Source organism: Roseovarius sp. ZX-A-9 (assembly GCF_028369135.1).
GTDB lineage: Bacteria > Pseudomonadota > Alphaproteobacteria > Rhodobacterales > Rhodobacteraceae > Roseovarius.
Window position 1 is genome coordinate 353131 of record NZ_JAPWHW010000001.1, and the last position, 25375, is coordinate 378505.

Annotated in this window: 30 protein-coding genes; 4 read left to right on the forward strand and 26 right to left on the reverse strand. The window is 61.8% G+C overall.

Annotated elements, in window-relative coordinates:
- Positions 1-8: 8 nt before the first annotated feature.
- A complete protein-coding gene (locus O3306_RS01605; RefSeq protein ID WP_272002352.1) occupies positions 9-1025 on the forward strand; it encodes an NAD(P)H-dependent flavin oxidoreductase in 1017 nt (338 codons plus the stop codon).
- On the opposite strand, the gene O3306_RS01610 is transcribed toward O3306_RS01605, so the two are convergent.
- From O3306_RS01610 to O3306_RS01720, 23 genes are all read right to left on the reverse strand, one after another.
- Positions 1022-1690: an NnrU family protein gene (locus O3306_RS01610; protein ID WP_272002355.1), complete on the reverse strand. Its 669-nt coding sequence runs from the start codon at positions 1688-1690 to the stop codon at positions 1022-1024. The two genes, O3306_RS01605 and O3306_RS01610, sit on opposite strands and share 4 nt — an antisense overlap.
- On the reverse strand, positions 1687-2892 hold the full coding sequence (locus O3306_RS01615; protein WP_272002358.1) for an NnrS family protein: 1206 nt from the start codon (positions 2890-2892) through the stop codon (positions 1687-1689). The genes O3306_RS01610 and O3306_RS01615 overlap by 4 nt, the downstream gene beginning before the upstream one ends.
- A gap of 63 nt (positions 2893-2955) precedes the next feature.
- On the reverse strand, positions 2956-3189 hold the full coding sequence (locus tag O3306_RS01620) for a hexameric tyrosine-coordinated heme protein (RefSeq protein ID WP_272002360.1): 234 nt from the start codon (positions 3187-3189) through the stop codon (positions 2956-2958).
- Positions 3149-3349, reverse strand: a complete 201-nt coding sequence (ccoS, locus tag O3306_RS01625; RefSeq protein WP_272002362.1) for a cbb3-type cytochrome oxidase assembly protein CcoS — start codon at positions 3347-3349, stop codon at positions 3149-3151. The genes O3306_RS01620 and ccoS overlap by 41 nt, the downstream gene beginning before the upstream one ends.
- A complete protein-coding gene (locus tag O3306_RS01630) occupies positions 3346-4143 on the reverse strand; it encodes a DUF2189 domain-containing protein (protein WP_272002365.1) in 798 nt (265 codons plus the stop codon). Before O3306_RS01630 ends, ccoS begins: the two co-directional genes overlap by 4 nt.
- 10 nt (positions 4144-4153) lie before the next feature.
- On the reverse strand, positions 4154-4312 hold the full coding sequence (locus tag O3306_RS01635; RefSeq protein WP_272002367.1) for a hypothetical protein: 159 nt from the start codon (positions 4310-4312) through the stop codon (positions 4154-4156).
- Positions 4309-5190: a cytochrome-c oxidase, cbb3-type subunit III gene (gene ccoP, locus O3306_RS01640; RefSeq protein ID WP_272002370.1), complete on the reverse strand. Its 882-nt coding sequence runs from the start codon at positions 5188-5190 to the stop codon at positions 4309-4311. The genes O3306_RS01635 and ccoP overlap by 4 nt, the downstream gene beginning before the upstream one ends.
- Positions 5187-5354: a cbb3-type cytochrome oxidase subunit 3 gene (locus O3306_RS01645; RefSeq protein ID WP_272002373.1), complete on the reverse strand. Its 168-nt coding sequence runs from the start codon at positions 5352-5354 to the stop codon at positions 5187-5189. The genes ccoP and O3306_RS01645 overlap by 4 nt, the downstream gene beginning before the upstream one ends.
- Positions 5351-6079 carry a cytochrome-c oxidase, cbb3-type subunit II gene (gene ccoO / locus O3306_RS01650; protein WP_272002376.1) on the reverse strand — a complete coding sequence of 243 codons (729 nt, stop codon included), beginning with the start codon at positions 6077-6079 and terminating at the stop codon, positions 5351-5353. The genes O3306_RS01645 and ccoO overlap by 4 nt, the downstream gene beginning before the upstream one ends.
- A gap of 3 nt (positions 6080-6082) precedes the next feature.
- Entirely contained in the window at positions 6083-7720 is a 1638-nt protein-coding gene (ccoN, locus tag O3306_RS01655) for a cytochrome-c oxidase, cbb3-type subunit I (RefSeq protein WP_272002379.1), read from the reverse strand.
- A 4-nt stretch (positions 7721-7724) separates the two neighbouring features.
- The gene (locus O3306_RS01660; protein WP_272002381.1) at positions 7725-8147 is read right to left on the reverse strand and encodes an RrF2 family transcriptional regulator; all 423 of its coding nucleotides are present in this window, start codon (positions 8145-8147) and stop codon (positions 7725-7727) included.
- A 323-nt stretch (positions 8148-8470) separates the two neighbouring features.
- Entirely contained in the window at positions 8471-8827 is a 357-nt protein-coding gene (locus O3306_RS01665; RefSeq protein WP_272002383.1) for a cupin domain-containing protein, read from the reverse strand.
- A gap of 18 nt (positions 8828-8845) precedes the next feature.
- Complete coding sequence (locus tag O3306_RS01670; RefSeq protein WP_272002386.1) at positions 8846-10234, reverse strand: NAD(P)/FAD-dependent oxidoreductase; 1389 nt, start codon at positions 10232-10234, stop codon at positions 8846-8848.
- On the reverse strand, positions 10231-10986 hold the full coding sequence (locus O3306_RS01675; RefSeq protein ID WP_272002389.1) for an NTP transferase domain-containing protein: 756 nt from the start codon (positions 10984-10986) through the stop codon (positions 10231-10233). The genes O3306_RS01670 and O3306_RS01675 overlap by 4 nt, the downstream gene beginning before the upstream one ends.
- Positions 10987-11013: 27 nt before the next feature.
- Positions 11014-12519 (reverse strand): aldehyde dehydrogenase family protein, encoded by a 1506-nt coding sequence (locus tag O3306_RS01680; protein ID WP_272002391.1) that lies wholly within the window; start codon positions 12517-12519, stop codon positions 11014-11016.
- Positions 12516-13568, reverse strand: coding sequence for an aminoglycoside phosphotransferase family protein (locus O3306_RS01685; protein ID WP_272002394.1), 1053 nt, complete (start codon positions 13566-13568; stop codon positions 12516-12518). The genes O3306_RS01680 and O3306_RS01685 overlap by 4 nt, the downstream gene beginning before the upstream one ends.
- The gene (locus tag O3306_RS01690) at positions 13565-13894 is read right to left on the reverse strand and encodes a cupin domain-containing protein (RefSeq protein WP_272002396.1); all 330 of its coding nucleotides are present in this window, start codon (positions 13892-13894) and stop codon (positions 13565-13567) included. The genes O3306_RS01685 and O3306_RS01690 overlap by 4 nt, the downstream gene beginning before the upstream one ends.
- A gap of 29 nt (positions 13895-13923) precedes the next feature.
- Complete coding sequence (locus O3306_RS01695) at positions 13924-14286, reverse strand: cupin domain-containing protein (protein ID WP_272002399.1); 363 nt, start codon at positions 14284-14286, stop codon at positions 13924-13926.
- On the reverse strand, positions 14283-15569 hold the full coding sequence (locus O3306_RS01700) for a glycosyltransferase (RefSeq protein ID WP_272002402.1): 1287 nt from the start codon (positions 15567-15569) through the stop codon (positions 14283-14285). Before O3306_RS01700 ends, O3306_RS01695 begins: the two co-directional genes overlap by 4 nt.
- A 54-nt stretch (positions 15570-15623) precedes the next feature.
- Positions 15624-16682, reverse strand: a complete 1059-nt coding sequence (locus O3306_RS01705) for an ABC transporter ATP-binding protein (protein WP_272002403.1) — start codon at positions 16680-16682, stop codon at positions 15624-15626.
- Positions 16679-17470 carry an ABC transporter permease gene (locus O3306_RS01710; RefSeq protein WP_272002404.1) on the reverse strand — a complete coding sequence of 264 codons (792 nt, stop codon included), beginning with the start codon at positions 17468-17470 and terminating at the stop codon, positions 16679-16681. The genes O3306_RS01705 and O3306_RS01710 overlap by 4 nt, the downstream gene beginning before the upstream one ends.
- Positions 17471-17472: 2 nt before the next feature.
- Entirely contained in the window at positions 17473-18324 is an 852-nt protein-coding gene (locus O3306_RS01715; RefSeq protein WP_272002406.1) for an ABC transporter permease, read from the reverse strand.
- A 115-nt stretch (positions 18325-18439) separates the two neighbouring features.
- The gene (locus O3306_RS01720) at positions 18440-19489 is read right to left on the reverse strand and encodes a polyamine ABC transporter substrate-binding protein (protein ID WP_272002408.1); all 1050 of its coding nucleotides are present in this window, start codon (positions 19487-19489) and stop codon (positions 18440-18442) included.
- A 76-nt stretch (positions 19490-19565) separates the two neighbouring features.
- Between O3306_RS01720 and O3306_RS01725 the strand changes: the two genes are divergently transcribed.
- Both O3306_RS01725 and O3306_RS01730 read left to right on the forward strand, forming a co-directional pair.
- A complete protein-coding gene (locus tag O3306_RS01725) occupies positions 19566-20615 on the forward strand; it encodes a GntR family transcriptional regulator (protein ID WP_272002411.1) in 1050 nt (349 codons plus the stop codon).
- Entirely contained in the window at positions 20612-21928 is a 1317-nt protein-coding gene (locus tag O3306_RS01730; protein WP_272002413.1) for a glycosyltransferase, read from the forward strand. Before O3306_RS01725 ends, O3306_RS01730 begins: the two co-directional genes overlap by 4 nt.
- A 70-nt stretch (positions 21929-21998) precedes the next feature.
- Here the strand turns inward: O3306_RS01730 and O3306_RS01735 are convergent, their stop codons facing one another.
- Entirely contained in the window at positions 21999-22202 is a 204-nt protein-coding gene (locus O3306_RS01735; RefSeq protein WP_272002415.1) for a hypothetical protein, read from the reverse strand.
- Between the two features lie 119 nt (positions 22203-22321).
- Between O3306_RS01735 and O3306_RS01740 the strand changes: the two genes are divergently transcribed.
- A complete protein-coding gene (locus tag O3306_RS01740) occupies positions 22322-23563 on the forward strand; it encodes an NAD(P)/FAD-dependent oxidoreductase (RefSeq protein ID WP_272002417.1) in 1242 nt (413 codons plus the stop codon).
- Between the two features lie 54 nt (positions 23564-23617).
- Here the strand turns inward: O3306_RS01740 and O3306_RS01745 are convergent, their stop codons facing one another.
- Positions 23618-24154: an NADPH-dependent FMN reductase gene (locus O3306_RS01745; protein WP_272002419.1), complete on the reverse strand. Its 537-nt coding sequence runs from the start codon at positions 24152-24154 to the stop codon at positions 23618-23620.
- A gap of 191 nt (positions 24155-24345) precedes the next feature.
- Entirely contained in the window at positions 24346-25251 is a 906-nt protein-coding gene (locus tag O3306_RS01750) for a LysR family transcriptional regulator (protein WP_272002421.1), read from the reverse strand.
- Between the last annotated feature and the right edge of the window lie 124 nt (positions 25252-25375).

Below are 25375 nucleotides of genomic sequence, written 5' to 3' on the forward strand. Positions count from 1 at the left end.
CGTGGTAGATGCCCGCAGAAGAAGTACGCAAAATCCAGACACCGCTATGTTCATTACTTGGCTGCGATGTTCCGATCCTGCTGGCCGGAATGGGCGGCGTCGCGCATTGGGAACTGGCGGCAGCCGTCGCAGAGGCGGGTGGCTATCCGACATTGGGCATGGTCCGCGAAAGCCCCGAGCTGATCGCTTCCGAAGTCACGGCATTGCGGGCGGCGACGGATCGCCCCTTTGCGGTCAACCTGATACCCGCCGCGACCGATCCGGCATTGCTGGATGCACAGATCAGGCAATGCCTGACGCTGGGAGTCACTGCCTTTTCGTTCTTTTGGGATGTGCTGCCGGATGTGATCGGACGGGTCAAGGATGCAGGGGCGCAGGTATTGCATCAGGTTGGATCAACCGACCAGGCCCGCAAGGCCGAGAATGCCGGGGCCGACGTCATCATCGCGCAAGGGATCGAGGCCGGCGGGCATGTTCATGGCCGCACCGGATCGTTTGCCTTGGCCGAGGAAATCCTGCAGCAGACCTCGCTGCCTGTTGCTGTGTCGGGCGGCATCTCGACCGGCCGGGGATTGACGGCTGCCCTGTCCATCGGGGCGCAGGGGGTGCAATGCGGCACGGCCTTCTTGGCCACGGAGGAATCATTTGCGCACCCCTATCACAAGCAGCGCGTGGTCGAAGCCACCGGTGCCGATACCGTGCTGACAGATATTTTCGTGCTGAATTGGCCCAAGGGCGCGGCTGTGCGCGTGATCGGCAACAGCATCACGGATGCATTGCAAGGGGAACTGTTGGGGCATGATCCGGACGCGCTGCCACGAGATGCGATTGCCTGGGACGGTGAAGAGGAACGCTATCGCTTCAGCACGGATTCGCCGCTGCGGACGACTACCGGCGATCTGGAAGCGATGCCGATCTACGCCGGGCAAGGGGCCGGGCTGATCGGGGATGTTGTCCCGGTCGGTGCCCGCATCAAAGAGATGGTCAACGATGCCGTTGCTTGCCTTGATGGCAGACAGGCCTAAAGAAAGACCGGCAGACCGATCACGATCGGATGCAGGACGACCAGCAGGATATAGACGCCCCCGCCAATGCAGGCGCGGATGATGAAGCCCCGCGAGGGAAGGCTTAGTCTGCGCCCCTTTCGGGTCTTCGCCCAAAGCTGCGCCCAGTTTTCTGGCCCCAGAACACGCTTCTTGCGCTTGTCGACGATACGGTGCCCCATGATGGCGAAGAACGCCAATGTGCCGAACAGCAGCACATGCGCCAGATCACCGTTCATGACCATATGCAGGATCGCCCATAGCGCCATAGCGCTGAGGAGGGGGTGGCGCAGGTACGCAACCACACCCGGCGCGGAAGGGTCGAAAGCGTCATTGTTCGACCCGCCGAATGAGAACGGGTTCGGCCGACCGATAGCGACCGCGAAGATCACGCAGGCAGCAAACATGCCCAGCCAGATGACGGGCCGGTGCCACGGCGCCTCTGCCCAGAGCGAAACAAACGGCGCGCGCTGTGTTGCCCAGATCAGCAAGGCCAGCATCACAAGAGAGAGCAGGGCATAGGCCAGCGTAAATCCACGCGGCCCCAGATGTGCCACAAGGCGGCGTTTTACCGGCGGGCGCACGGGCACCGAATGGGTGACAAAGAACAGGGCAAAGACACAAGCGAATGCCAGCCATGACGTCATTGGCGTACCGGCTTCGGCTGCATCAGCGCCGGCCCGTAGAAGACTGCGAAGCCGACAAAGGCTCCAATCCACAGAGCGCCCGACAGGGCATAGAGCGTGGCTGCCTGCCCCTCCCAGATCGCGGGGGCCAACCGGGCAAGGACCGATGCAACCAGACAGACATAAATCGCCAGGCTGCCTGCGCCCGCGTGCAAGGTTTGGCCGGTATGCCCCAAAGTGGCGCGGGTCATCATCGCCAAGGTCATAAGCCCGAATGCCCCAGCCATCCAAAGGTGCTGCGCAGAGGCCGCAGGCAACAGATCGGGCCGCAGGATCGCCGCCCCCTCGACCAGCGCACCGAGCGGGATGAACGCATAGGCGAGGTGCAGAACCCAAAGGAGCGGTTCTGACAATGTCTGCCCTCCCTGCCAACGGAAAAGGCGGCCAAGATGCAGCAGCCCGATCACCAGAAGCGCCGCACCCGTCAACGCGTGCTCGGGCCTTGCGATCCAGAGCAAAAGGGCAAACACCGTCGCCAGAATTACAACCTTGTCAAAGCGTTGCATTGGCGGGACCGGCAGTTGCTCGGATTTCCTGCTGACCAGCCAATTGCGGGTAAACGACGGCACAACACGCCCACCGATGACAGCAATCAACAGGATCACGGCCGCGACGCCGATCCGCAGACCGACCCCTTGGGCGGCCAGATCTCCCCGCGCGGCTTCAATGTGAAACAGCAGGTTCGCCAGGGTGAAAACCGTCAGCAGTACCAGCACCACAAGGTTGCGCCAGTTTTTGCCCGCGATGATCTCGCGCAGGATGAAAGCGCCGAGAGCGACCAGGAAGGACAGATCGACCGCTTCTGCCACACCGACCGGCCACAGTTCGGAGGTTGCCACGGCAGCGCGCCCGCCAACCCATAGCCCGAACAACCCCGCCAGGTGCCAGCCGACGACCGGCAGGCGACCCGTCCAGTTCGGAACGGCAGTCAGCAGGAACCCCCCGATGATCGCCCCCAGATAGCCGAACAGGAACTCGTGAGCGTGCCATGAGACGGGATCGAGGCGCGTCGGCAACATGAAGCGCCCCGACAGCATCAGGATCCACACCAGCATTGCCAGCGCCGCCCAAACGGCCCCGAACAGGAAGAACGGGCGGAAGCCAAAGGAAAAGATCGCCGGTCCTTTCCATGCGCGGCTTTGCTCGGAAGTCGTTTTTTTCATGATCGGTGCCATTCTGTATCGCGGGGTCTCACAACATCTGCAATCGAGCAAAGCCCGGCTGCGTTATTCCGTATCGCGCCAATATCCATTGGCGGCAGCGACGGTTGCGAAATGGGTGGCAACCACTTGGCTTGACGCGATCAGCGCGTCAAAGTCATTGGCGTAGTCGGGGCGCAATTTCTTGCGGATCTCCGCGTCGGGTTGCGTCATGCCAACCGCGACACGGGCAAGCTTGACGGCCAACTCATAGCCTTCTTCAGGTGTGTTTGTCTGCAGTGTTGGAAGCCAGTCTTTCATGGGTTCGCCCTTTCATTGCGGGAGGTTTGTCATTCAGCAGAACACGCGACGCATTGCCTTTGGGATCGTCGAACTGGTCGTGGCGCAACGCCCAGATGAACGCCGCAAGGCCCAGCAGGCCCATGCCGATGGAAAGAGGGATGAGAACCACCAAGCTCATTCTGCGTCCCCCCGAAGGGCCTTGTACGCGTGCCATGTGCCGTGGCCGAGCACCGGAAACACGATGGCCAGTCCAACAAGGCCAGTCGCGACACTCAACGCGATGCCCCCGGCGACGATACCGCCCCAGACCAGTGCCACCGGCAGGTTCTGCATCGTCATGGCAAAGCTGATCCCCATCGCGGTCAGCGCGTCACGCCGCTCTGCCAGCATCATCGGGATCGAGAAGAGGCTGAGCGCGAATGCGAAACCTGCGAAAAGCGCGCCAACCGCGCAACCGACCAGGATCAAGGCCCAGCCCCGCGCGGTTGTCAGCACGTTGACAAACGCATCTTCTGCGCCCGGAAACGGGGTATGCCCGAAAAACAGCGCATACAGCAGATCAGCCGCCCGCAGCCAGAACAGCACCAACAGGCCGAGCAGCAACCCGGCATAGGCGAACTGCCCCAGCGAGGCGGGGCGCACCAACAACATGCGATGCAGCGAGACAGGCTCGCCCTGCTCCAATGCGCGGCTCTTCTCGTAGAGGCCCAACGCCAGAAAAGGACCCACGATCAGGAAACCCGCAATCGCAGGCAACGCAAGATAGAGCAGCCCGGCCTCTGCCAGAGCCCAAAGCGCGCCATAGGAAACGAGGACCAGAAAGACACCGTAGACCAGGCTTGGCCCCGGATTGGTGCGCAGGTCTTTCCAACCGGCGGCGAGCCATCCGAATGCCGCCCGCGCCGGCAATCCACGGGCAAAGGCAGGTGCCGGCTTTTCGGGTTTGCGGAGCGTTGGCAGGGGTTCGAGCATTTGAAACCTTTCAGCAGGCGGGCTTGGCGGCTGCGGCTGAGGCCACCAGCGTGCAATCAGGCTGCGACAGTACGGCGACGGTGATCAGATGCGCATTCGCGACGATGAACCCGCCGACAAGGACGACGGCCACTAAAATCGCCAATCTGCGCTGCGCGAGCCGGCTCATTTTCCCTCCTCCGCCGCGTTGCGGGACAATTCGGAAACATAGAGCGCCAGCAGGTTGATCTCGGCTTCGGTAAGCCGGGTGCCCCAGGCAGGCATGACGCCCTGCCGTCCATGGCGCAGCGTCTGCAGGATCGTGGCGCGGTCCTGTCCGTAAATCACCGAAGCATCGGTCAGTGATGGTGCGCCGTTCATCATCCCGCCGATGCCGCCGTCCCCATGGCAAGAGCTGCAATTGTCGGCAAATATCATGGCCCCGGCTGCGGTTTCATCCGCCTGACCGCCCGGCAGCGCCGCCACGTAGTCGGCAACCGCGAAGCGTTCGCTGCGTTCCATCCAGTCAAAGGCAGGCATTTGCGCCCACCGGGTATCATCATTGCCCGCGTTGATCCCGAATTGAAGCGTCTCGGCTATCGTCTCGGGGTCGCCGCCCCAGAACCAGTAATTGTCATTAAGTGCCGGAAAGCCGGGACCACCTGCACCGTCACTGCCGTGACAGGCCGCGCAGTTGTCCTGAAACAACCGCTCCGCCGCAGGCATGGCACGCGCCATCAGCGCGTCGTCACTCTGTAGTGATGCGAAATCCTCTGCCCCGAACCGCGCCAGCCACTCATCACGCTTGGCATCCATCGCGCGGAAATCCTCGACCGCCATCTCGCCCTGGTTCAACCCCAGAAGGCCGGGCACATAGGTGCGGCCCACCGGCCATGACGGCAGAAGCACCCATGCAATGACGGAATAGACAAAGGTGAGGATCAGCGCCCAGATAACGATCTTGGGAAACGGTGTATTGAGTTCGCGAATACCGTTCCAGTCATGGCCCGTCGTATCATAGCCAGTGATCGGATCGACCTCTGTGTGGTCGGAATGGGGATCGCTCATTTCGGATCCTCCGGCGCCTGCTCCTTCAGGATGGACCGGGCGGCCCTCTCATGGGCGGCGCGTCTCTTGGGGCTATATGCGCGGATGACGACGATCAGGAAGAATCCCATCATCCAGATCGGCCCAAATGTCTTGGCGAGAAAGGCGAGTGTTTCGTAGGTCATTCTGTTTCCCCCGCAAGCAGATCATAGGCCGCATCGGTCAGCGCGCCGAGAGATTGCAGATAGGCCACCACTGCATCCATCTCGGTCAACTGCGACGGGTCGCCATCAAAGGCGCGCACGGCAATGCCGTCACCGTAGCGGTCGCGCACCGCGTCACCGGCATCCGAGTCAGGCTGGCTCTGACCGCGCGCATCGGCCACCGCCGCCGCCACCATTTCCGGATCGTAAGGCACGCCCAGACGGGCCAGTGTCGCAAGCTCATCCGACAAAAGCCGGGTATCGAGCGGCCGCATGAGCCAGGGATAGGCCGGCATGATCGACGCGGGCACAACGCTGCGCGGATCGATCAGGTGCGCAACATGCCAGTCGTCGGAATACTTCCCGCCCAGCCGGGCGATATCCGGGCCTGTCCGTTTCGAGCCCCAAAGCATCGGATGGTCATAGGCACTCTCGGCGGCCAGGGAATACGGGCCGTAGCGGTCCAGCTCATCGGCCAGGCTGCGGATCATCTGACTGTGGCAGGCGTAACAGCCTTCGCGAATGTAGATTTCACGCCCAGCCAGCTCCAGCGGCGTATGAGGGCGCATGTCATCCGGCATCTCGATAGTTTCGTCGATCACGAACAATGGTGCGATCTCGACGATCCCGCCAATGGAGGCAGCAACGATGATCCCTGCCACCAGACCCATCGAAAGTTTTTCGAGGTTATAATGCAGCTTCAGCATGATTTACTCCGCCGGTTGCGGATTGAGAGGTCGGTCGCTGGCCTCGTGGAGTGGCGGCGTCGAGCGGAAGGTTGCCCGGCAATTGAGCGTGCAGATGATCGCACCGGAAAGGAACATCGCGCCGCCGATGGTGCGCAGCAGGTAATAAGGCGCCATCGCCTGCACCGATTCCACAAAGCTGTAGGACAGCGCACCATTCTCGTCATAGGCCCGCCACATCAGGCCCTGCGTGATGCCGGCGTTCCACAATGCGACGACGTAGATCAGCGTGCCACCCACAGCGAGCCAGAAGTGCCACTCGATCGCGCGCGGCCATGCCATCTCCTTGCAGCCCGAGATTTGCGGAACCAGCGTGTAGATCGCGCCAAAGATGATCATCGCGACCCACCCAAGCGTTCCGGAATGCACATGCCCGACGGTCCAGTCGGTATAGTGGCTGAGCGAATTGACCGGCCTGATGGCGAGGAACGATCCCTCGAATGTCGACAGCCCGTAGAACACCGCCGCGACAAACATGAACCGTAGCGTCGCATCATCGCGGACCTTGTGCCAGGCGCCGTTCAGGGTCGCGATCGCATTACCGGCAGAGGCCCAGGACGGCACCAGAAGCATCACCGAAAACGTCATGCCAAGCGTCTGAACCCAATAGGGCAAGGCGGTGTAATGCAGGTGGTGCGAGCCGACCCAGATGTAGAAGAAAACGATGCCCCAGAAGCTGACAATCGACAGCCGGTAAGACCAGATGGGGCGCCCTGACCGGACCGGCAGGAAATAGTAGAGCATCCCCAGAAAGCCCGCCGTCAGGAAAAACGCCACCGCATTGTGCCCATACCACCACTGGATCATGGCGTCCTGCACACCCGCCCAGATGGTAAAGCTCTTGGCCGCCCCAAAGCTGACCGGCAGCGCCAGGTTGTTGACGATATGTAGCATCGCCACGACCAGGATAAACGCCATGTAATACCAGTTGGCCACGTAGATATGCGGCTCGTGCCGGCGCGCCAACGTGCGGATATAAAGCGTGAAATAGACCAACCAGACCACGACCAGCCACAGATCGGCATACCATTCCGCTTCGGCATATTCCTTGGATTGGGTGCTGCCCATCACGTAGCCGGTCACCGCCCATGCGCAGAACAGGTTGAAGCCGATGAGTATGAACCAGGGGCTTATCGAATCCGCCAGCCGCGTGCGGGACGTGCGTTGCAACACATATAACGACGTCGCGATCAGCGCGTTGCCGCCAAAGCCGAATATCACGCCGGTCGTGTGCACCGGGCGCAATCGGCCAAAGCTGGTCCATGGCACAGCGGGCGTCGCTTCGGGCCAGTACAGCAGCGCGGCGACCCAGACACCGACACCCATGCCGATGATGGCCCAGATCAACGTCATCCAGATCCCGAAACGGGTCGGTGCATCGTAATACTGGTTGGCGCGATCCGGCGACGGTTCGGGCTCGTAGAATGCGCCGCCGATGCGAAAGACCAGGTACAGCCCCAACACCAGCGCCATCGCGCCATGGACAGCCATGACACCGTGCCGTGCCGCTGCCGCCATGATGAAACCAAGCAGCGCCAGCGCAAAAGCCAGGCCAAAACCGATCTGGCGTTCAGAACGACTGAGTGTTGCTGCTGCGGTCATTCGGTCAATCCTTCAGGTCTGCAAGCGGCCTCAGGGCAATATCCGCGAGGGTCGCGTCATCAAGATCGGCCAGAAACGCGGCTTCGGCCGATTTCAACCTTGCCTTCAGCCTGCACTGGCCATCGATCACACATTCCCCACCATCAGGGCGGAGGCATTCCACGAGTTGCTGACCGTCTTCCAGCAAGCGCACGATCTGCCCAATGCGAATGTCGCTTGCCGGGCGCGCCAGACTCGCCCCGCCACCGCTGCCGCGGCGGGTCGCGACGATGTTGCCTGCGGCCAGGCGCTGCATGATCTTGGACAGGTGGTTGCGCGAAAGACCGAACTCTTCCGCCAACTCTGCGGTTGAAAACGCGCGTTCCGGCGCGCTGGCCATCCGCATGAGCATCCGAAGCCCGTAGTCTGTAAAGGTGGTGAGCCGCATCTATGTCTTTTTCCGCTAATAGGTATTTTTAATACCTATTAGCAAATCTGCACAGAAATGCAAGCCTAAACCAGAGGGAAAGTAGCGCCGCTGCCACCTCGGTAAGGACTGGAGTCGTGCGCCTTGCGGCCATGACTTCATAGCATGAATACGCGCGAGTCGCTATCAATCCGCAGGGGTGGCAGACTGGTTGATGAAACAATCCAGACCAAGCCATTGTACTGGGTAGCGAGGGCGCCGATGTTGCTGGCCTCTTCACCGGGCGCCGGCCCCCAGCGGTCCGCGACAGCCAGCCGCCTGCCTGACGTGGGCTGACGCAGGGGTCAGGACAGGATGAAGAACACCTTGCGCACGTCGGTCAGGTTTTCCCATGTGCCGTCGAATCCCGCTGCCACGACGAAACTGTCGCCCGGGCCAAAGACCCGCGACTGGCCGTGGCTGTCTGTCAGGCGCACTTCGCCCTCCAGGATGTGGCACAGCTCGTCATAATCGCATTTGCAGCGTTCCTTGTGCGGCTCGGCCTGCCAAATGCCTGCGATGGCGCCCTTGTCGGAATTCTCGAAATGGCGCCAGCTGCGGCTTTTATAGGGGGTATCGACCACGGCAGGATCGTCGGTCAGCGTATCCCGCGGGGCAACGGCCGCAGCGTCGAAGCCGATGACATGTTCTGGGTTTTTCATTCTTATCTCCTTCGTGGGCTATGAACCAAACCCGATTCCGATCCGGTCCATCGTTCTGAGCAACAAGGACCGTCGGCCGGTCAGGTCTTCGCGCGCCAGATCGGCCTGCGCCCATTTCACCACCCAGCTGCGGATCGGTTCGGGCGGGAACGGCACGGCGGGGCTGCTCAGCATTTTCAGCCGCGTGCGCTCAGTCGTCTTGCCCTCCAGCAGATCGAGCATGGTCAGCCCCGCAAAGCGGCTGGCCGATACCCCCTGGCCAGTGAACCCCATCGCATAGGCCACGCGGCCACTCAGCGCGGTCCCGACAAAAGCAGTCAGTCGTGCGGATGTGTCGATGATCCCGCCCCAGCGATGAGTGAAACCGATGCCCTCCAACGCCGGAAACGCGTCAAAGAAATTTTGCTCGAGCCGCGCGTAAGAAGCCGCGCGGTCATGCAGATGGGCATCGCGGCGGCCACCGTAATGGTAGATGGCATCATAGCCGCCCCAGAGGATCCGGTTGTCGTCTGTCTTGCGGAAATAGTGAAACTGGTTGCCGCTGTCGGCGATGCCGTAGCGCCCCTGCCAGCCGATTGCCGCCATTTGGTCATCCGTCAGCGGCGCGCTGAGCAGGGTGTAATCCCAGATCGGAATGATCGCCGGGCGCAGCCGCCAGAGCAGCGGCACCGCCGCATTGGTGGCAAGGATCACTTGCTTGGCACACACCGTGCCCTGCGCGGTGGTCAGGCGGACACCATCGCCATCAGACCGCAGCGCGGTCACGCGGCTGTCCTGATAAATCTCCACGCCGCGCGCCATGGCGGCGCGGGCCAGCCCGTTGACCAGTTTCGCGGGATTCACCAGCGCATAATTGGGCTCAAAAAGGCCAGCAGTGTAGCGCGGCGAATTGAGCCGTGCATCCAGTGCCGCGCCTTCGAGAAGATCGGTCTCGATCCCAAAGCGCGCATAGCTGGCCTGCATCGCGCGCAGCCCGTCCACCTGCCACGGCGTCGCCGCCACGTTCAGCTTGCCTCTGCGCTCGAAGCCGCCGTCGATGGCGTATTCCGTCAGGTCCGCCTCGAAAGCATCAAGGTTTTCGCGCCCCAGGCGCACCAGCGTATCCGCCTCACCCGGCCAGCGGGCCACGGCGTTCGAGACGCCATGCGAAATGCTGGGCGCGCAGAACCCGCCATTGCGGCCACTGGCGGCATTCCCCAGCGTTTCGCCCTCCAACAGGGCGATGCGGGCACCAGCAAAGCGTTCCGTCGCCTTCAGCGCCGACCAAAGCCCGGTAAAGCCGCCACCGATGATCGCCAGATCGCAAGTGATATCGCCCTCCAGTACCGGCGGGGCGACCGGGGCCGCCACCGTTTCGGCCCAATAGGGGCGCGGCGTGGCCTCTGCATATCGGTGCGTCTGCATCATGTATGTGCCCGTGCGCCGGGCAGGCCATCCGCGGCGATCCGTTTGTTGATTTTTGCCAGTTCAGCCTGCGAGTTCACGCCGGTTACTTCAACCGGATCAGCCTCGAGCGTGGCCACATCCCAGCCCCGCTGCCGGGCCAGAGCGGCGATATCCGTCAGGTAATATTCACCCTTGGAATTGTCGTTCCCGACCTCCGCCAACAGATCGAACAGCACATCGTGGCGCACCGCCATGATGCCGGAATTGCAAAAGCGCACCGCGCGCGTCTCTTCATCGGCTTCGGCATGTTCGACGATCCGGATCAGGTTGCCCGCTGCATCCGTGACCAACCGCCCGTAGCTGAGCGTGTCCTCGGGGCGAAAGCCCAGAACAGCCAGCGCGGCATTGCCGCGCACCTTGGCGCAAAGCGCGCGCATCGTTTCCGGCTGCACCAGCGGCACGTCGCCATAAAGCACCAGAACCGTGCCCTCGAAACCCGCCAGCGCGGCCTGCGCCATTTTCACCGCATGGGCGGTGCCCAACTGCTGCTCCTGTACGGCGGTGGTTATATCCGGATAGGCGCGCAGGATCTGCTCCCGCCCGGCACCGACAACCACAACGCTGCGCGCGGCATCGAGCGCGGCGAGATTGTCCAGAACATGGCTCAGCATTGGCTTGCCCGCGACCTCGTGCAGCACCTTGTGCAGGTCCGAGCCCATACGAGAGCCCTGACCCGCAGCCAAAATCACGGCGGCGATATTCGTGTCGGTCATTGGCCTGCCTTCCGGGCCGGGGTGAGATCAGACATGCTTGCGCCCGCCCGCGTCGAGAAACCATTCATCGTCATAGGGATACCACCAGTCATGGCGCACCGGCTGATGATCCATGATCACCATCTTGGTGCGGCGGAACGTGTCCAGCCCCATGCGGCCCAATTCGCGCCCGATGCCCGAATTCTTCCACCCGCCAAAGGGCAATGCATCATTGTCGATCATCGGGTTGTTGACCCAGACCATACCGGCCTCCAACCGCTCGGTCGCTTCGTGCGCCTCGGCCAGATCGGTGGTGAAGATCGACGCACCAAGGCCGAATTCGCTGTCATTGGCCATGGCGATGGCGGTGTCGAAATCGGACACGCGAACGACGCTGACGACGGGGCCGAAAACCTCCTGCCGCTGGATCGCCATGTCGGGGGTACAATTGGTCAGGATCGTCGGCTCGTAGAACCAGCCCGTTTCCAGACCCTCGGGCACGCGTCCGCCGCATTCCACCTTGGCGCCAGCAGCCACGGCATCGTCGACCAGTTGCATCACCCGGGCGCGCGCCGCTTCACTGACCAGCGGGCCGATCTCGGATTTCTTCAAGCCGTTCCCGATGCGCAGGCGTTTGGTTTCCGCGACGAAAGCCTCGATGAAGGCATCATGCACCGAGTCCACGACATACATCCGCTCTGTCGATGTGCAGACCTGACCCGACATGTGAAACGCCCCCGTCACCGCGCCGGCCGCGGCGATGGCGATGGGCGCATGAGCCGAGATCACCATCGGGTCCGAACCACCCGCCTCGATCACCGCCGGTTTCAGACGGCGCGCTGCGGCCTCGGCCACGGCCTGTCCGGCCTTGACCGAACCGGTGAAGGCGACGGCGTGGGTTTTCGGGCTGTCGACCAGAGCCTTGCCCACCTCCACACCACCCGGCAGGCAGGCGATCAGATCGGCGGGCATGTCATCGAACACTTTCATGAATTCCAGCGTCGACAATGTTGTTGCCTCCGCCGGCTTGATGATCGCACCATTGCCCGCAGCCAATGACGCGGCAACGGTCCAGCACATCAGCAGGATGGGAAAGTTGAACGGCATGATATGCGCCGAGACGCCCAGCGGCTCGTAACGCGCGAATTGCAAAGAGCCGATTTGCGTCGTGCCGGCCACCTTGCCCGCCTCGTCGCGGGCCATTTCCGCATAATAGCGAAAGATCGGCGCGCAATTGGCGACCTCGCCGATGGCCTCGGGATAGGGCTTTCCCATCTCGCGGCTCATCAGGATGGCGCAGTCGGTCATGTCATGCGCCTCGATCCGGTTGGCCAGCCGGTGCAGCGTGGCGGCGCGCGTCTTGGCATCGGTTCTCGCCCATTTGCGCTGTGCCGCGTTCACGCGGTCTAGGACGCTGTCGCACTCGTCCGCAGTGACAGCCGCGCGCGCACCAACCGTTTCCAGCGTGGCGGGGTCGATGACGTCATGCGCAGCCCCCTGTGAGGCGTGAAAATCGGGGGCAAGATAGTAGCAGGGGCGAAGAATGTCGGTCATGCGGACACTCCTTTCAGGGGTTTGAGACGGGTATCAAGCGTGGCGGCCGTTGCCTGCCAGCCCGGCATGCGGGTATCGAGCAACGCCGAAATGTCAGTGAGCGCCGCGTCGACCAGCGCAGTCTGGAACTGGCGCAGCACTCGCGGCAGCCAATCGAGGTAACCCGGTTTGCCGTCGCGCAGGCAGAGCCGGACAAAAACGCCGAGGATGCGCGCATGGCGCTGCGCGGCCAGAAGGTGATAGCGGCGGCGGATCGCCTGCGCGCCGCCCAGATGCGCCGGCGCATTCTCCAGGTAGCGGGCCAACAGCGATGCCTCCAGCCCCGGCGACAGGTCGCGGCGCGCATCCTGCAACAGCGACATCAGATCGTATTCGCACGGCCCCAGCACACCATCCTGGAAATCCAGCAGACCACAGCGGGCCACGCCTTCGCGTCCGTCCAGCAACATCAGGTTATCGACATGGAAATCACGCATGATCAACGTGTCATAGTGCCCGTCGACCGGGGCCAGCGCGGCCTCCCACAGCGCGCGCCACTCTTGGGCGAACGCGGTGCGGTCCAGATCCGGCGCGACGGCGGGGGCGAACCATTCGGCAAAGACCTCCAGCTCGTCCAGCATCTTGCGCAGGTCATAGCGGGGCTGATCCACCTGTACGCCGCGCGGGTCGTGATGCAGATGCAAGAGGACATCCACCGCCAGTCGATACAGCGCGCCCTCATCCTCGCCCGCAGAGAGGCAGCGGGAATAGGTCGTGTCACCAAGATCCTCGATTAGCGCCACGCCTGCGGGCTTCGTCGCAGCGACAACGCGCGGCGCCGAAAGCCCCAGATCAGCCAGATGCGCCGACAGCCGCAGATAGGCATCGAACCCCACCGGATCGGTAGGGTCCTCCATCAGGATCAGCCCCTGCCCTTCCAGCCGGAAATACCGGCGTGGCGAGGCATCCGCGACAAAGGCCGTCAGGCGGGCGCCCTCGTGACCCCGTGATGCCAAGAGCGCGGCAGAAGCAGGCAGGATTTGCCCATGTGTCGGCGCGGTTCCGGTCATCGGATCATGTAGACCTTCTTGATGGTCTCGTGAACGGTGCAGACGCCTTTCCAGTCCTTGGGAAAGAACGCGGCGGTGTCGGGGGTGATCTCGATCACGTCGCCGGACTCGTGCACATAGGTGCAGCGGCCTTCAAGGAAATGGCAGAATTCGTCGCTGGTGACGTGGCAGTCCCACTTACCGGGGGTACAGATCCAGAGGCCGCATTCGCTTTGCCCGTCCGGACCCTTGTGCAGCACCTTGCCCGAGACGTGGCTTTCGCCCTCGATCATCGTCGGGATGATGCCCCAGTCATCGGTTTCGGTGACCTCGAGCGGTTTGTGCATTACGGGAGTTTTCAACTGTTTCATCCTTCTTAAACAAGCATGTAGATGTTGCGCAGGGTTTCGGTGATCTCGGCCGTGCCTTTCCAGCCCGCTGGAAACAGGACGCAGGTGCCGGGACCGGCCTCGATCACCTCTTGACCGTCGTCGCGGCGATAGCTGACGCGGCCGGCGACGAAATGGCAGAATTCGTCGCGCGGCACCGAGATTTTCCAGGTGCCGGGGGTGCAGACCCAGATGCCGGTTTCCGGAGAATTGTCCGGCCCCTTGTGCAAAAGACGCCCGGTGGAATGGGACTGCCCCTCGATCATGTCGGGCTGCGGGCCCCAATCGACCAGATCATCATATGTCGTCGCATTGTGGATATGCGGCGCGGAAGAAGCGAGATTGGTCATTTCTGCGCCTCGGCAAGGTTGACCAGCAGCTTCGCGGCCTTTTCCTGCCCGTTCTGGGACTGCATGTGGGCCGATGTCTTTTTCAGGCGTGCCGCGATGTCGCTATCGGTGAGGCAGGCCTCGATCTTTGCGATCAGTTCCTCGTCGGTCCAGTCGTAACGGTCCGAGCGGAAGCCGTGACCGGTTTCCTGCACGCGCATCGCGTTGTCATGCCCGTCCCAGACATAGGGCATGATGATCGCCGGCTTGCCGAAATAGAGGCACTCGGTAAACGAGTTGTTGCCGCCGTGATGGATCACGGCATCGACCTGTGGAATGACCGAAGGCTGCGGGAACCAGCTGCCGATGATCACATTGTCGGGCAGGTCGGAATATTCCGACTCGTAATCGCCCACATTGACCAGCGCCCGGTAGCGGGTGTTGCAGATCAGCTTGATCAGGCGTTTCAGCAGGTCGGTATCGCCTGCCCCGAGCGAGCCGAAAGAGACATAGAGCAGCGGGCCGTCGTTGTTTTTCTTGAAGGTCGGCACCTCATAATCTTTGTCCTGACGCACACAGCCTTCGAGATACTGGAACTGCTTGGGATCAAGCGGCAACTTGCGCTCGTATTTCACCTGCTCGGGGTAAAGCAGCAGGTTCAGATAGGGCGATGCCTCGAAGAATTCGCCCAGCTTGTACGGGTCTTCGCCGCATTCCTTCAGGAATTCGTTGAAATCGTCGTGGATCGGCTTGATCACTTCGCTGAACTTCTTGCGGAAGGCGGCGTGGCCTTCGGTGTCGTTGACCGACATGCCCGACAGGTGCGGCGGGATCGATTCATCCTCGATCTCGTTTTCCGAGCAAGAGATGATCCGCACCCACGGCACGCCATATTGCTTGATCGCCGGGAACAGGATCACGTTATCCACCGAGATGACGTCGGGCTTGATCTTGGCCAGCACCTGCGGCAGATCCTTTTGCGCCCATTTCGCGCTGTCCACGATCGCCTCCCAGCATTCCTTGACGTAGTTGTCGATTTGGTCGATCGGCGCCTTGCGGAAATTCGGGATGTGGGAGTTGATGAAATCCTCCCAGAACTTGGCCATCTGCTCGGGCGGCATCGGCTCAGACAGGGCGACGGGATGCGCCTCGAAGCCATAGCCTTCGTAAACCTCGACAAAACCGGGATCCGACAGGAACACGGCCTTGTGCCCCATGCGCTCTACCGCCTGGGCGATACCAACAGAGTTGAGTGCGGGGCCAAAGGCGGCCTCGGGGAAGAAGGCAAAGGTTTTCTGGGTCATTGGATCGTCTCCTTGATTTCTTGGGTAGGGCCGCGCGCGGCACGGCGATCGAATTCAGTGGGCGAAGGCCCGAGTGTCCCGGGCCGCCCAGTTGACGGTGACGGTGTCACCAACACTGATCGGGCGCGCCTCGGCGATGTCGGCGGTCAGGCGTATCAGCACCGGCTCGGGCGCAGCGGCCGTCTTCAGGTGCACCTGAAGATCCAGGCCGTGATAGGCGATGTCCGACACGGTGCCCGTCACGCTGTTTTCGCCTGCGTCACCGTTGAGATGCAGCCGTTCGGGCCGGACGGCGGCAACGCCTTCCTGACCGGCTTCCAACTTCTTGGCCGCGGCGATGACGCTGCCATCCTTTGCCACCAGCTTGCCACCCTGCTCGCGGACCGGAAAGAAGTTCATCACCCCAATAAAATCAGCGGCAAAGCGGCTTTGGGGATGCTCGTAAATCTCGTGCGGCGTGCCCGACTGCAACAGTTTACCATCCTTCAGGATGGCCACCCGGTCAGCCATGACCAGCGCCTCTTCCTGATCGTGGGTGACGATGATGAAGGTGATGCCGAACTCATGCTGGATGCGTTTCAGCTCCAGCTGCATGTCGCCGCGCAGCTTCTTGTCCAGAGCGCCGAGCGGCTCGTCCAGCAACAGCAGTCGCGGGCGTTTGACCAAGGCCCGGGCCAACGCGACGCGCTGGCGTTGCCCGCCCGAGAGCTGATCGGGCTTGCGCCGCGCCAGTTGCCCCAGCTGGATCACGTCGAGGATATCGTCCACCCGCGATTTGATCTGCGCCTTGGGCAGTTTTTCCATCTCCAGCCCATAGGCGATGTTCTGCGCGACGCTCATGTGCGGGAACAGCGCGTAGGACTGGAACATCAGGTTGACCGGCCGGTGGTTTGGCGGCACCTGGCTGACGTCCTTGCCATCAAGGATGATCTCGCCACCATCGGGCATTTCGAACCCCGCCAGCATGCGCAAGAGCGTGGTCTTGCCGCTGCCGGAGGCCCCCAGAAGCGCGAAAAATTCGTTCTCCTGCACATCCAGATCGATGCCGTCGATGGCTTTGACATTGCCAAAGCGTTTCTGCGCATTGCGGATAGTCAGCAAAGGCTGGGTCATTGTCCTGGGAGCCCTCCACGGTTCAGACGTTGCGACAGAGCCAGGATGACGACCGAGACGGTCATCACGATGGCAGCGAGCGCGTTGATTTCAGGGGTGACGCCGAAACGGATCATCGCAAAAATCTGCATCGGCAAGGTGATGGAATCGCGTCCGGCTCCGGCGGTGAAGAACGCGATGATGAATTCATCCAGCGACAGGGTAAACGCCAGCAGCGCCCCGGCAATCACGGCCGGCAGCATCACCGGCAGCACCACCCGCCAGAGCGTGATCGCCATGGGCGCACCCAGATCGGTCGAGGCTTCGACGATCGACCAGTCGAAAGTCTTGAGCCGCGCCCGCACAACAGAGCAGACAAAGGCAAGGTTGAAGACCACATGGCTCAGGATCACGGTATGCAGCCCCATCGTCACGTTCAGCAGCGAAAAGAAGCTGAGCAGCGCGATGGCCAGCACGATGTCAGGGATGATCATCGGCGCAAAGATGATGGTTTCAAGGAAGCGGCCATTGCGGCGGCGGATCTCGACCCCCACGGCCAGAAGCGTGCCAAGGATCGTCGCAAGGATGGTCGAGATCACCGCGACGATCAGGGTGTTCAGCGCAGCCCCCATGATATCGGCGTTGCGGAACAACTCGCCATACCACTTGACCGAGAACCCGGTCCAGGCCGTCGGCAACCCGCCCTCGTTGAAGGACAGTGCGAACAGCACCGAAATCGGGATGTAGAGAAAGGCAAACACCGCCGAGAGGATCATCAGCATCAGGCGGGGATTGGCAATGCTGCGCATGGTCAGTCCTCCCGCCGGGCGCCCGAGGCGCGTTCGGTTGCAAATGTCTGCAAGGTCAGCAAACCCATCATGATGGCGATCAGGAACATCGACAGCGCCGCGCCAAAGGGCCAATCATTCGCGGTCAGGAACTGCGCATAGACAAGGTTGCCGATCATCTGGAAATTCCCACCGCCCAGCAGCGCGGGCGTCACGAAATTGCCGATCGACAGCACGAAGACAAAGACGAACCCCGTCGCGATCCCCGGCACCGTCATCGGCAGGATCACCCGGCGGAACGTCGTCCAGGCGCTGGCCCCCAGATCGCGCGACGCTTCGGCGATCTCAGGGTTGAGGCGCGACAAGGGCGCATAGCAGGCCAGGATCACGAAAGGCAGGTAATTATAGACCAGCCCGATCACCACGGCGGTCTCGGTATAGAGCATCTTGGGCAACTCGCCGTCATAGCCCAACCAGGCCGCGATCCCCGCCACCAACCCTTCGCGGTTCAGCATGACGATCCAGGCATAGGTGCGCACGAGGTAGTTGGACCAGAACGGCAGCACCGCAAAGAACAGCAGCGTCGGCTGGCGCCGGGTGGGTGCGGCGGCGATGGCAAAGGCGGCGGTGTAGCCGATCACCACTGCAATCAGCGCCGACAGCCCCGCAATGGCCGCCGATTTCAGAAAGATGCTGGCATAGAGCGGATCGAACACCAGCGCGACATTTTCCAGCGTGAACGTGTATTCGATGCCGCCATAGATCCCGCGCCGGAAGAATCCGAGCGCCAGGATCAGCAGGCATGGCACAACCATGAAGGCCGTCAACCAGGCCAGAGCTGGTGTCATCAGGTAGAGCGGTTTGCGGTCGGTCATCAGGCACGCCCGGTTTGTTGCCAGTCCCGCGCACGGAAACGCGCACCGCTGGCTCGTGAATGTTCAGAGAAGACGCCCGGCGCATTACGCGCCGGGCGATCAGAGGCTCAAAGACTCAGTTGGCAGCCTTGATCTCGGAAACGATGCGCGAATAGGCCCGTTGCGCCTGCCCCACATCGCGAAGCTGCTCATAGCTCATCAGCTGTTCGGGTGAGATTCCCATGTTGGGGAACTGCGCAATGAAATCTTCCGAAAGGGCCTCCATCGCCGGTTTGTTCGGCACCTTGTAGAGGATGTTCTCGGCGGCCCAGCCGTGATTCTTGGGGTCGAGAATGAAATTCACGAAGTCGTAGGCGGCGTCCTTGTTCTCGGAGTTTTTCAGGATCACCATCGTATCGACCCACAGGTCGGAGCCCTCTTTGGGAATCGTGTATTTGATGTCGGCGTTTTCCGCGATGCCGTAGTTGCACCAGCCATCCCATGCATGCACCATCTCGGCCTCGCCCGAAACCAGCTTGGCGTAGAAGGTAGTGTCGTCATAGGCCAGCAGCGTCTTTTTGGTGGCGATCAGCTGGTCGCGCACTTCGGCCAGTTCGGCGTCATCGGTGGTGTTGACCGAATAGCCCTTGGCCAGCATCGCGGCCCCCAGCAGCCAGCGGTCGGTGGCCAGCATGGTCGTCTTGCCCGCCAGATCCTCGGATGGTTGCAGCAGATCCATCCAGCTGTCCGGCGTGCCTTCTACCAGGTCCGAGCGATAGCAGAGCCCGGTCGTGCCCCAGGCATAAGGCACCGAAAACACGTTGCCCTCGTCATGCTTGAGCTGGGTGGCTTCGGTATAGAGGTTGCTCAGGTTGGGGATCTTGTCGTGATCCAGCTCTTCCGCCAGGCCCAGATTGTGCAGAACCTCGGCAAAGGGCGAGGAGACAAAGACAACATCATAGCCCTTGCCCTTGGAGGCAATCAGCTTGCCCATGATCTCTTCGTTGGTCCCGTGCAGGACCAGTTCGGCCTCGTTGCCGGACGCCTCGCTAAAGGCGCTGATCGCATCGGGAGCCATGTAACCGTCCCAGTTGGACACGACCAGCTTGTCCGCTGACGCCATGCCGGCGCCCAATGCCAGGCTCGCGCCGATGGCGGCACCGCATATCTTGAATTGCATCGTCATTTCACTCCTCCACTTTCGTTGCCACTTCCCGCCGCCCTTGGTGGCTGCGCGTGGCGTTTGTTGAACGCACTCATTGATGGTCAGCCTCGGTTATAGTATTAACTTTGCGAAAAGTACGTCAAACTGTATTAGGTGTTCTTTTTGCCACCCGCCTGAGATTTCAAGGCTCGACAACAGACCAGGACTGCGCCAGATGCCCGAAATCCGCAGAAACATTCGCCAGAACCACCTGACGCTCGCGCAGCGGATCCTGAGTGTTGCCCTTGATCGCGGGATGCGGCGTGGCGACCACCTGCCCGAGCAGGTTTTCTCAGACGCCTGCGGTGTATCGCGCACCCCAATACGATCAGCATTCAAGCTATTGGAAGAACGTAATATTTTGGAATGGCGCGCCGAAGAGGGTTATTTCCTGGCACTCGGGTCCGCTGAAGAATTGAGCGCAACCATTCGAGACCTTGCAGAATCCGAACATTCCATCGCCCATCAGATCCTGTCTGATCGGGCCGAGCGACGGCTTGGCGAGGTACAATCGGTCAGCGCCCTGTCCCGGCGGTATAAAGCACCGCGAGCGGCTGTACTAAATGCGCTAAAAGTACTATCAAAGGATGGTTTGGTCCGGCAACTTCCGGGCCGGGCATGGGCCTTTCAACCGCTGATCGACTCGCCCGATGCCGCCGAGGACAGCTTCGATTTCCGCATTCTCATGGAGCGACAAGCGATCCTGGCACCCGATTTCGCGCTGGATACCCAGCGCGCGGGGCTGATGCGAGAGCAGATGGCCCGATTTGTCAGCGCCGAAGAAGGCAGCGTCACGGCAGCCGGTTTCCGACAGATCGACATCGCCTTTCACACGCTGATCGCCGAATGTTCGGGCAATCGGTTTCTGCGCGGCAGCCTGATCGCGCATCACCGTCTGCGGCAAGCCTCGCAAAAGATCGCACCCAGCCCCGAATTTCGCCTGCGGCAGGCGATGGAAGAGCATCTTGAAATCCTCGACAGCCTGGAGCACAGCCAGTTTCAACTGGCCGCCGACCAGATCGTCGTGCATCTGCGGCGCTCACGCATCCGCAAGCCGCAAGCTGCGAATCGTGGCATTCCCCCGCTGGCGAAAGGACCGCGCGCATGACCCGACCTCTCGAGATCGCCTTCTTTCCCGAGGCCAGCTTTGGCGCCGCGCTGAATTGTGTCGGCATCGCCCAGGAATTGCAGCGGCAAGGCGCCGTTCCGGTCTTTATCTGCCATCCGGGCTTTACCGGCGTCTTCGCCGAATACGGGTTCAAGGAATACCACCTGCCCGAAACTGCCGCCAGCAGTGCCGCCGCCATCGCGGATTACTGGCAGGAATTCACCAACACCCATGTGCCGCATTTCAACCTCGATCCGCTGGCGCAATTACCGACCTATGTCGCACCCACATGGAAGGCGATCGTCGAAACCGCGATGACGGTCGAGGACGATCTGGCGCGGCTTCTGGGCCAGATCCGCCCCGATGCCATCGTGCTGGACAACGTGATCATGTTTCCCGCCATCGCGCGCGCCGGATGCCCCTGGATCCGGATCGTGTCCTGCGCCGAGACGGAAATACCAGATCCCGCGGTGCCGCCCTATCTGTCGGGGCTGGCACCGGAGGATACGGCGGCAATCGACATTTTCAGCGCCGCCTACCAGGAAGCAACCGGCAGCGTGCACCGGCGCTACAATCGGTTTCGCAAGAAGCACGGGCTGCCCGCCCTGCCCGCACCGCTCTTTCTAGAGCCCTCGCCGACGCTGAACCTGATGTTGTCGCCGCGCGTCGTACGCTACGCTCGCGACATACCTCTGCCGCCAGACAGGTTCGTCTTTCTCGAGGGCTGCGTGCGCAAGGAAAGCCAGTTTGAGATGCCCCGCCTGCCCGTCAGCGACGGGCCGCTGGTCTATGTCAGCTTCGGTTCGCTCGGGGCGGTCGATACGCAACTGATCAAGCGGATGATCGCCGTGTTCGAAACGATTGAGGCGCGTTTTCTGGTGAATGTCGGCGCCATGATCGAGGCCTATGACCGCATTCCCGACAATGTGCATCTGGGTAGCTGGTTTCCCCAGCCCTCGGTGATCGGGCAGGCCGCGCTGGTCATCCATCATGGCGGCAACAACAGTTTCTGCGAAGCGCTCTATCACGGCGTTCCGTCGCTGGTGATGCCCTATTGCTGGGACGGGCATGACAACGCGCAGCGCGCCCAAGCCACCCAGGTTGGCCGCCGCATCGACCGCGCCCGCTGGGACGCGGAATCGCTGCGTGACGAGATCAACGCGCTTTTGCAGGATGACACGATGCGCAGCAAGCTGGCGGTCGTCTCGGACCGGATGCAGCGCAATCCCGGTACCAAGCGCGCCGCTGCCGAGATCCTCGGCGCGCTGACGTCCGAACCCGCGCCCCACCCGGCAGGCGCAGCCCCCGATTGATCCCCGCTCGACCCAGCTTGGCCAGATGACAAAGGCTGGCAGGATCAGGTGCAGCGTCTGGTCGCCAAGATCACCCGGCGCAAACCAACGCAAGGATAAAACCGATACGCTCGCTGAAGATCATCGTCACAGGCCGGTCCGAAAACACGTCGCCCCCCAGATCGCCGGTCAGCGCATTGCCGGAATAGATCAGGAATTGCTGCCAGATCGGCACGTCCAGATGCATCTTGGCGGCAAAGCGCGCAATCGTCTCTGGCGTGGCACGCGGCCCCAACGCGATGGTCTCGGTGATGGCAAATACGATCAGAAAATACCTGCATACTCCCGCTTGCCGTGTGCGCCAGTTGCTGCATAAAGTGACGCCACAATCCCCCCGCCTCAAGGATTCCTGCCATGCCATCTCGCAACATCATCGTCGTCGGCGCGGGTATCTGCGGGTTGTCCACGGCCATCTGGCTGCGCCGCGCGGGCCACACCGTGACGCTGATCGACCGCGATCATCCCGGCGCCGGCGCGTCCTTTGGCAATGCCGGGCTGCTGGCAGAATGGGCCGTGGTGCCGATGAACACGCCCGGCATCATGCGCGACGGGGCGAAATATCTGGCATCGCGTGACGGCCCGTTGTTCATGCAATGGGCCTACCTGCCGCGCCTGATCCCCTGGCTGGCAAAATTCGTGGCGAACGCCACCGATCCCCGCACCCGCGCCACCTCGGCCAGCCTTGTGCAACTGCTGCATGACAGCGTCGACCAGCACCGCGCCTTGACCAAGGGCACCCGCGCCGAAAAATGGATCGCCTCCAGCGATTTCGGTTATGCCTACCGCGACCGCGCCGCCTATGAGGCGGACGCATATGGTTGGGAGCTCAAACGCGCGGCGGGCTACATACCCGAACTGATCGAAGGCAACGCCGTGCAAGAGGCCGAACCGATGCTGGCCCGCTCACATAGCTGCCTCGCAATGCTGCGCGGGCACGGCCATATCCTCAATCCTGGGGCCTACATGACCGATCTGTGCAGCGTGCTGCAGGATGAGGGCGGCAGCTATCTTCGGGCCGAAATGCGCGATGTGACCCTGACAGACGGGCGCATTACCGAAGTGATCACCAACCAGGGTACCCTGCCCTGCGATGCGGCGGTTCTGGCGGCGGGCATATGGTCAAAACCGCTGATGGCCAAACTAGGCGTCAAGGTACACTTGGAGGCCGAACGTGGCTATCATCTGCACTTCAACGCCCCCAATGCCAAGGTGCGCGTGCCGTTGATGATCCAGTCGGGAAAATTCGCTGTAAACCCGATGGAACACGGGCTGCGTTGCGCCGGGCTGGTCGAGCTAGGCAGCAGCACCGCCCCCCCATCGCGCGCACCGTTTGACCAGTTGCGCCGCAAGGTGGCCGGGGTCTTTCCCGACCTGACCTATGACAGCGTCGAGGAATGGATGGGGTTCCGCCCCTCCACCCCCGACAGCCTGCCGCTGATCGGTGAAATAGGCGGCAGCGGTGTCTTTGCCGCGTTCGGGCATCAACACGTCGGCCTGACCGGCGGGCCAAAGACCGGGCGCTGGGTGGCCGATATGGTCAGCGGGCGGCGTATCAACGCCGACCTCGCCGCCTTCGATGCGAATCGTTTCGGCTAAGGGGCGCAGGCCCCGATCCGACTCAATTCGCGGGCTTGCAAATTCTCTTGCGCGTTACCCGAGCATGCCGCGCAGCCGCGCCATCCGGTCAGCGATCTGCCGCTTGAGGAAATCGTTTGTCAGCCGCCCGTCCTCGTCGAATTCCTTCTGCGCCTGCGCCACAAGGATCAACGGCCCGTGCACCACATTCACCTGCAACTGGTGCAGATTGCTCAGCGTCATGAAATGCGCGGTTTCGCCACCCGTGCGCCCTCCGGCTGCGGACATCACCACCGCGATCTTGTCCTTCAGCACCGATTCCTTCGCGCGGCTCAGCCAATCGGTCGCGTTCTTCAGAACGCCCGAGATCCCCTTGTTGTATTCCGGCGCACCGATCAGCAGCGCATCGGCACCACGCACCTGCTCCATCAATGTCGTGACCTTGGCGGGAATGCCCTCAGCCTCCACATCGCCATTGTAAAGCGGCAGGTCCAGATCGGCCTCGATCACCTCCGCCTCCCCAAAGGCGGCAGCGGCCTCGCGCAGCAGCATCTTGTTATAGGACGCCGCACGCAGCGAACCGGACATGAGCAGCAAGGTGGGTTTGGCCATGGAATTACCTTTCAAGATTGCTTGTTTTCAGTGCGACCACATCTGGCGACAGAGCGGCAAGATGACAATCTGATCTTACGCACACCCCTTGTGCACCCACCAATAGACGCGCCACAAAAAGAAAACCCCGGTTGCAGGCTATGCGGACCGGGGTTCAGTTGGCCCTGTTACGGGCAGGGAGGAAAGTCGTGTCACCAGTCGGTGGGGCCCTTGTCGACGAAGGCGTGGACCAGAAAATCAATGAATGCGCGCACCTTGGGCTGGGTAAACCGGCCAGGCGGGTAGACTGCGTAGATGCCTTGGGTTTCAACCGGCAGATCGGGGATCACATCCTCGACCAGCCCCTTTTCCATCGCGTCGGAATAGAGAAAGCTGGGCAGATAGGCGATGCCTAGGCCCGAAATCGCCGCGTTCAGCAGTGACTGCCCGTCATTGACCGAAAGGCCCCCGGCGGTCCGTACCTGACGCTTTTCGCCCGATGGCGCGGTCAGCTTCCACACCGATCCGCCCGACTGGCTGGAGTAATGCAGCAGCTTGTGTTCGTTCAGATCGTCGATCTTCTGGGGGCGCCCGAATTTCTGAAGATACCCCGGCGACGCGATCATGCGCTTGGTTGTCTCGGTCAGCTTGCGGGCGCGCAACGTGCTGTCTTCCAGCTCGCCAATGCGGATCGCCATGTCGAACCCTTCGGAGATCAACTCAACATAGCGGTTGTTCAGCACCATGTTGACCGTGATATCCGGGAACTCATCAAGGAATTGGCCCAGAACCGGGCTCAGATGATTGACGCCGAAATCGGTCGCCACCGAAATGCGCAACAGTCCCGAAGGATCGCTTTGCATCGAGCTGACCAATGCATCGGCCTCACCAGCGTCATTCAGAACCCGCAAGGCACGATCATAATAGGCCAGGCCAATCTCTGTCGGGCTGACGCGCCGCGTCGTGCGGTTCAGCAGGCGAGCGCCCAGGCGCGCCTCCAGCGATGAAACGTGCTTGGAAACGGCGGATTTCGAAATCCCCATCTTGCGCGCGGCATCTGTAAACCCACCCTGATCCACCACGGTGGCGAAGGCTTCCATTTCGGTCAGGCGATCCATCAACACATCCCTTTAATCAATCTCGTTGGCAGTAGGATATGACGCGACAATCAGGCGCAACTTGGGCAGGTAGCGGACAATATAGGGGTTTTGTCTTGGATCGTTCGTGCAAGCGAAACAGGGA

Coding starts and splice junctions, on each gene's coding strand:
- O3306_RS01605 (WP_272002352.1), top strand. CDS start 9: ATGCCCGCAGAAGAAGTACGCAAAATCCAGACACCGCTATGTTCATTA.
- O3306_RS01610 (WP_272002355.1), bottom strand. CDS start 1,690: ATGACGTCATGGCTGGCATTCGCTTGTGTCTTTGCCCTGTTCTTTGTC.
- O3306_RS01615 (WP_272002358.1), bottom strand. CDS start 2,892: ATGAAAAAAACGACTTCCGAGCAAAGCCGCGCATGGAAAGGACCGGCG.
- O3306_RS01620 (WP_272002360.1), bottom strand. CDS start 3,189: ATGAAAGACTGGCTTCCAACACTGCAGACAAACACACCTGAAGAAGGC.
- ccoS (WP_272002362.1), bottom strand. CDS start 3,349: ATGAGCTTGGTGGTTCTCATCCCTCTTTCCATCGGCATGGGCCTGCTG.
- O3306_RS01630 (WP_272002365.1), bottom strand. CDS start 4,143: ATGCTCGAACCCCTGCCAACGCTCCGCAAACCCGAAAAGCCGGCACCT.
- O3306_RS01635 (WP_272002367.1), bottom strand. CDS start 4,312: ATGAGCCGGCTCGCGCAGCGCAGATTGGCGATTTTAGTGGCCGTCGTC.
- ccoP (WP_272002370.1), bottom strand. CDS start 5,190: ATGAGCGATCCCCATTCCGACCACACAGAGGTCGATCCGATCACTGGC.
- O3306_RS01645 (WP_272002373.1), bottom strand. CDS start 5,354: ATGACCTACGAAACACTCGCCTTTCTCGCCAAGACATTTGGGCCGATC.
- ccoO (WP_272002376.1), bottom strand. CDS start 6,079: ATGCTGAAGCTGCATTATAACCTCGAAAAACTTTCGATGGGTCTGGTG.
- ccoN (WP_272002379.1), bottom strand. CDS start 7,720: ATGACCGCAGCAGCAACACTCAGTCGTTCTGAACGCCAGATCGGTTTT.
- O3306_RS01660 (WP_272002381.1), bottom strand. CDS start 8,147: ATGCGGCTCACCACCTTTACAGACTACGGGCTTCGGATGCTCATGCGG.
- O3306_RS01665 (WP_272002383.1), bottom strand. CDS start 8,827: ATGAAAAACCCAGAACATGTCATCGGCTTCGACGCTGCGGCCGTTGCC.
- O3306_RS01670 (WP_272002386.1), bottom strand. CDS start 10,234: ATGATGCAGACGCACCGATATGCAGAGGCCACGCCGCGCCCCTATTGG.
- O3306_RS01675 (WP_272002389.1), bottom strand. CDS start 10,986: ATGACCGACACGAATATCGCCGCCGTGATTTTGGCTGCGGGTCAGGGC.
- O3306_RS01680 (WP_272002391.1), bottom strand. CDS start 12,519: ATGACCGACATTCTTCGCCCCTGCTACTATCTTGCCCCCGATTTTCAC.
- O3306_RS01685 (WP_272002394.1), bottom strand. CDS start 13,568: ATGACCGGAACCGCGCCGACACATGGGCAAATCCTGCCTGCTTCTGCC.
- O3306_RS01690 (WP_272002396.1), bottom strand. CDS start 13,894: ATGCACAAACCGCTCGAGGTCACCGAAACCGATGACTGGGGCATCATC.
- O3306_RS01695 (WP_272002399.1), bottom strand. CDS start 14,286: ATGACCAATCTCGCTTCTTCCGCGCCGCATATCCACAATGCGACGACA.
- O3306_RS01700 (WP_272002402.1), bottom strand. CDS start 15,569: ATGACCCAGAAAACCTTTGCCTTCTTCCCCGAGGCCGCCTTTGGCCCC.
- O3306_RS01705 (WP_272002403.1), bottom strand. CDS start 16,682: ATGACCCAGCCTTTGCTGACTATCCGCAATGCGCAGAAACGCTTTGGC.
- O3306_RS01710 (WP_272002404.1), bottom strand. CDS start 17,470: ATGCGCAGCATTGCCAATCCCCGCCTGATGCTGATGATCCTCTCGGCG.
- O3306_RS01715 (WP_272002406.1), bottom strand. CDS start 18,324: ATGACCGACCGCAAACCGCTCTACCTGATGACACCAGCTCTGGCCTGG.
- O3306_RS01720 (WP_272002408.1), bottom strand. CDS start 19,489: ATGACGATGCAATTCAAGATATGCGGTGCCGCCATCGGCGCGAGCCTG.
- O3306_RS01725 (WP_272002411.1), top strand. CDS start 19,566: ATGGTCAGCCTCGGTTATAGTATTAACTTTGCGAAAAGTACGTCAAAC.
- O3306_RS01730 (WP_272002413.1), top strand. CDS start 20,612: ATGACCCGACCTCTCGAGATCGCCTTCTTTCCCGAGGCCAGCTTTGGC.
- O3306_RS01740 (WP_272002417.1), top strand. CDS start 22,322: ATGCCATCTCGCAACATCATCGTCGTCGGCGCGGGTATCTGCGGGTTG.
- O3306_RS01745 (WP_272002419.1), bottom strand. CDS start 24,154: ATGGCCAAACCCACCTTGCTGCTCATGTCCGGTTCGCTGCGTGCGGCG.
- O3306_RS01750 (WP_272002421.1), bottom strand. CDS start 25,251: ATGGATCGCCTGACCGAAATGGAAGCCTTCGCCACCGTGGTGGATCAG.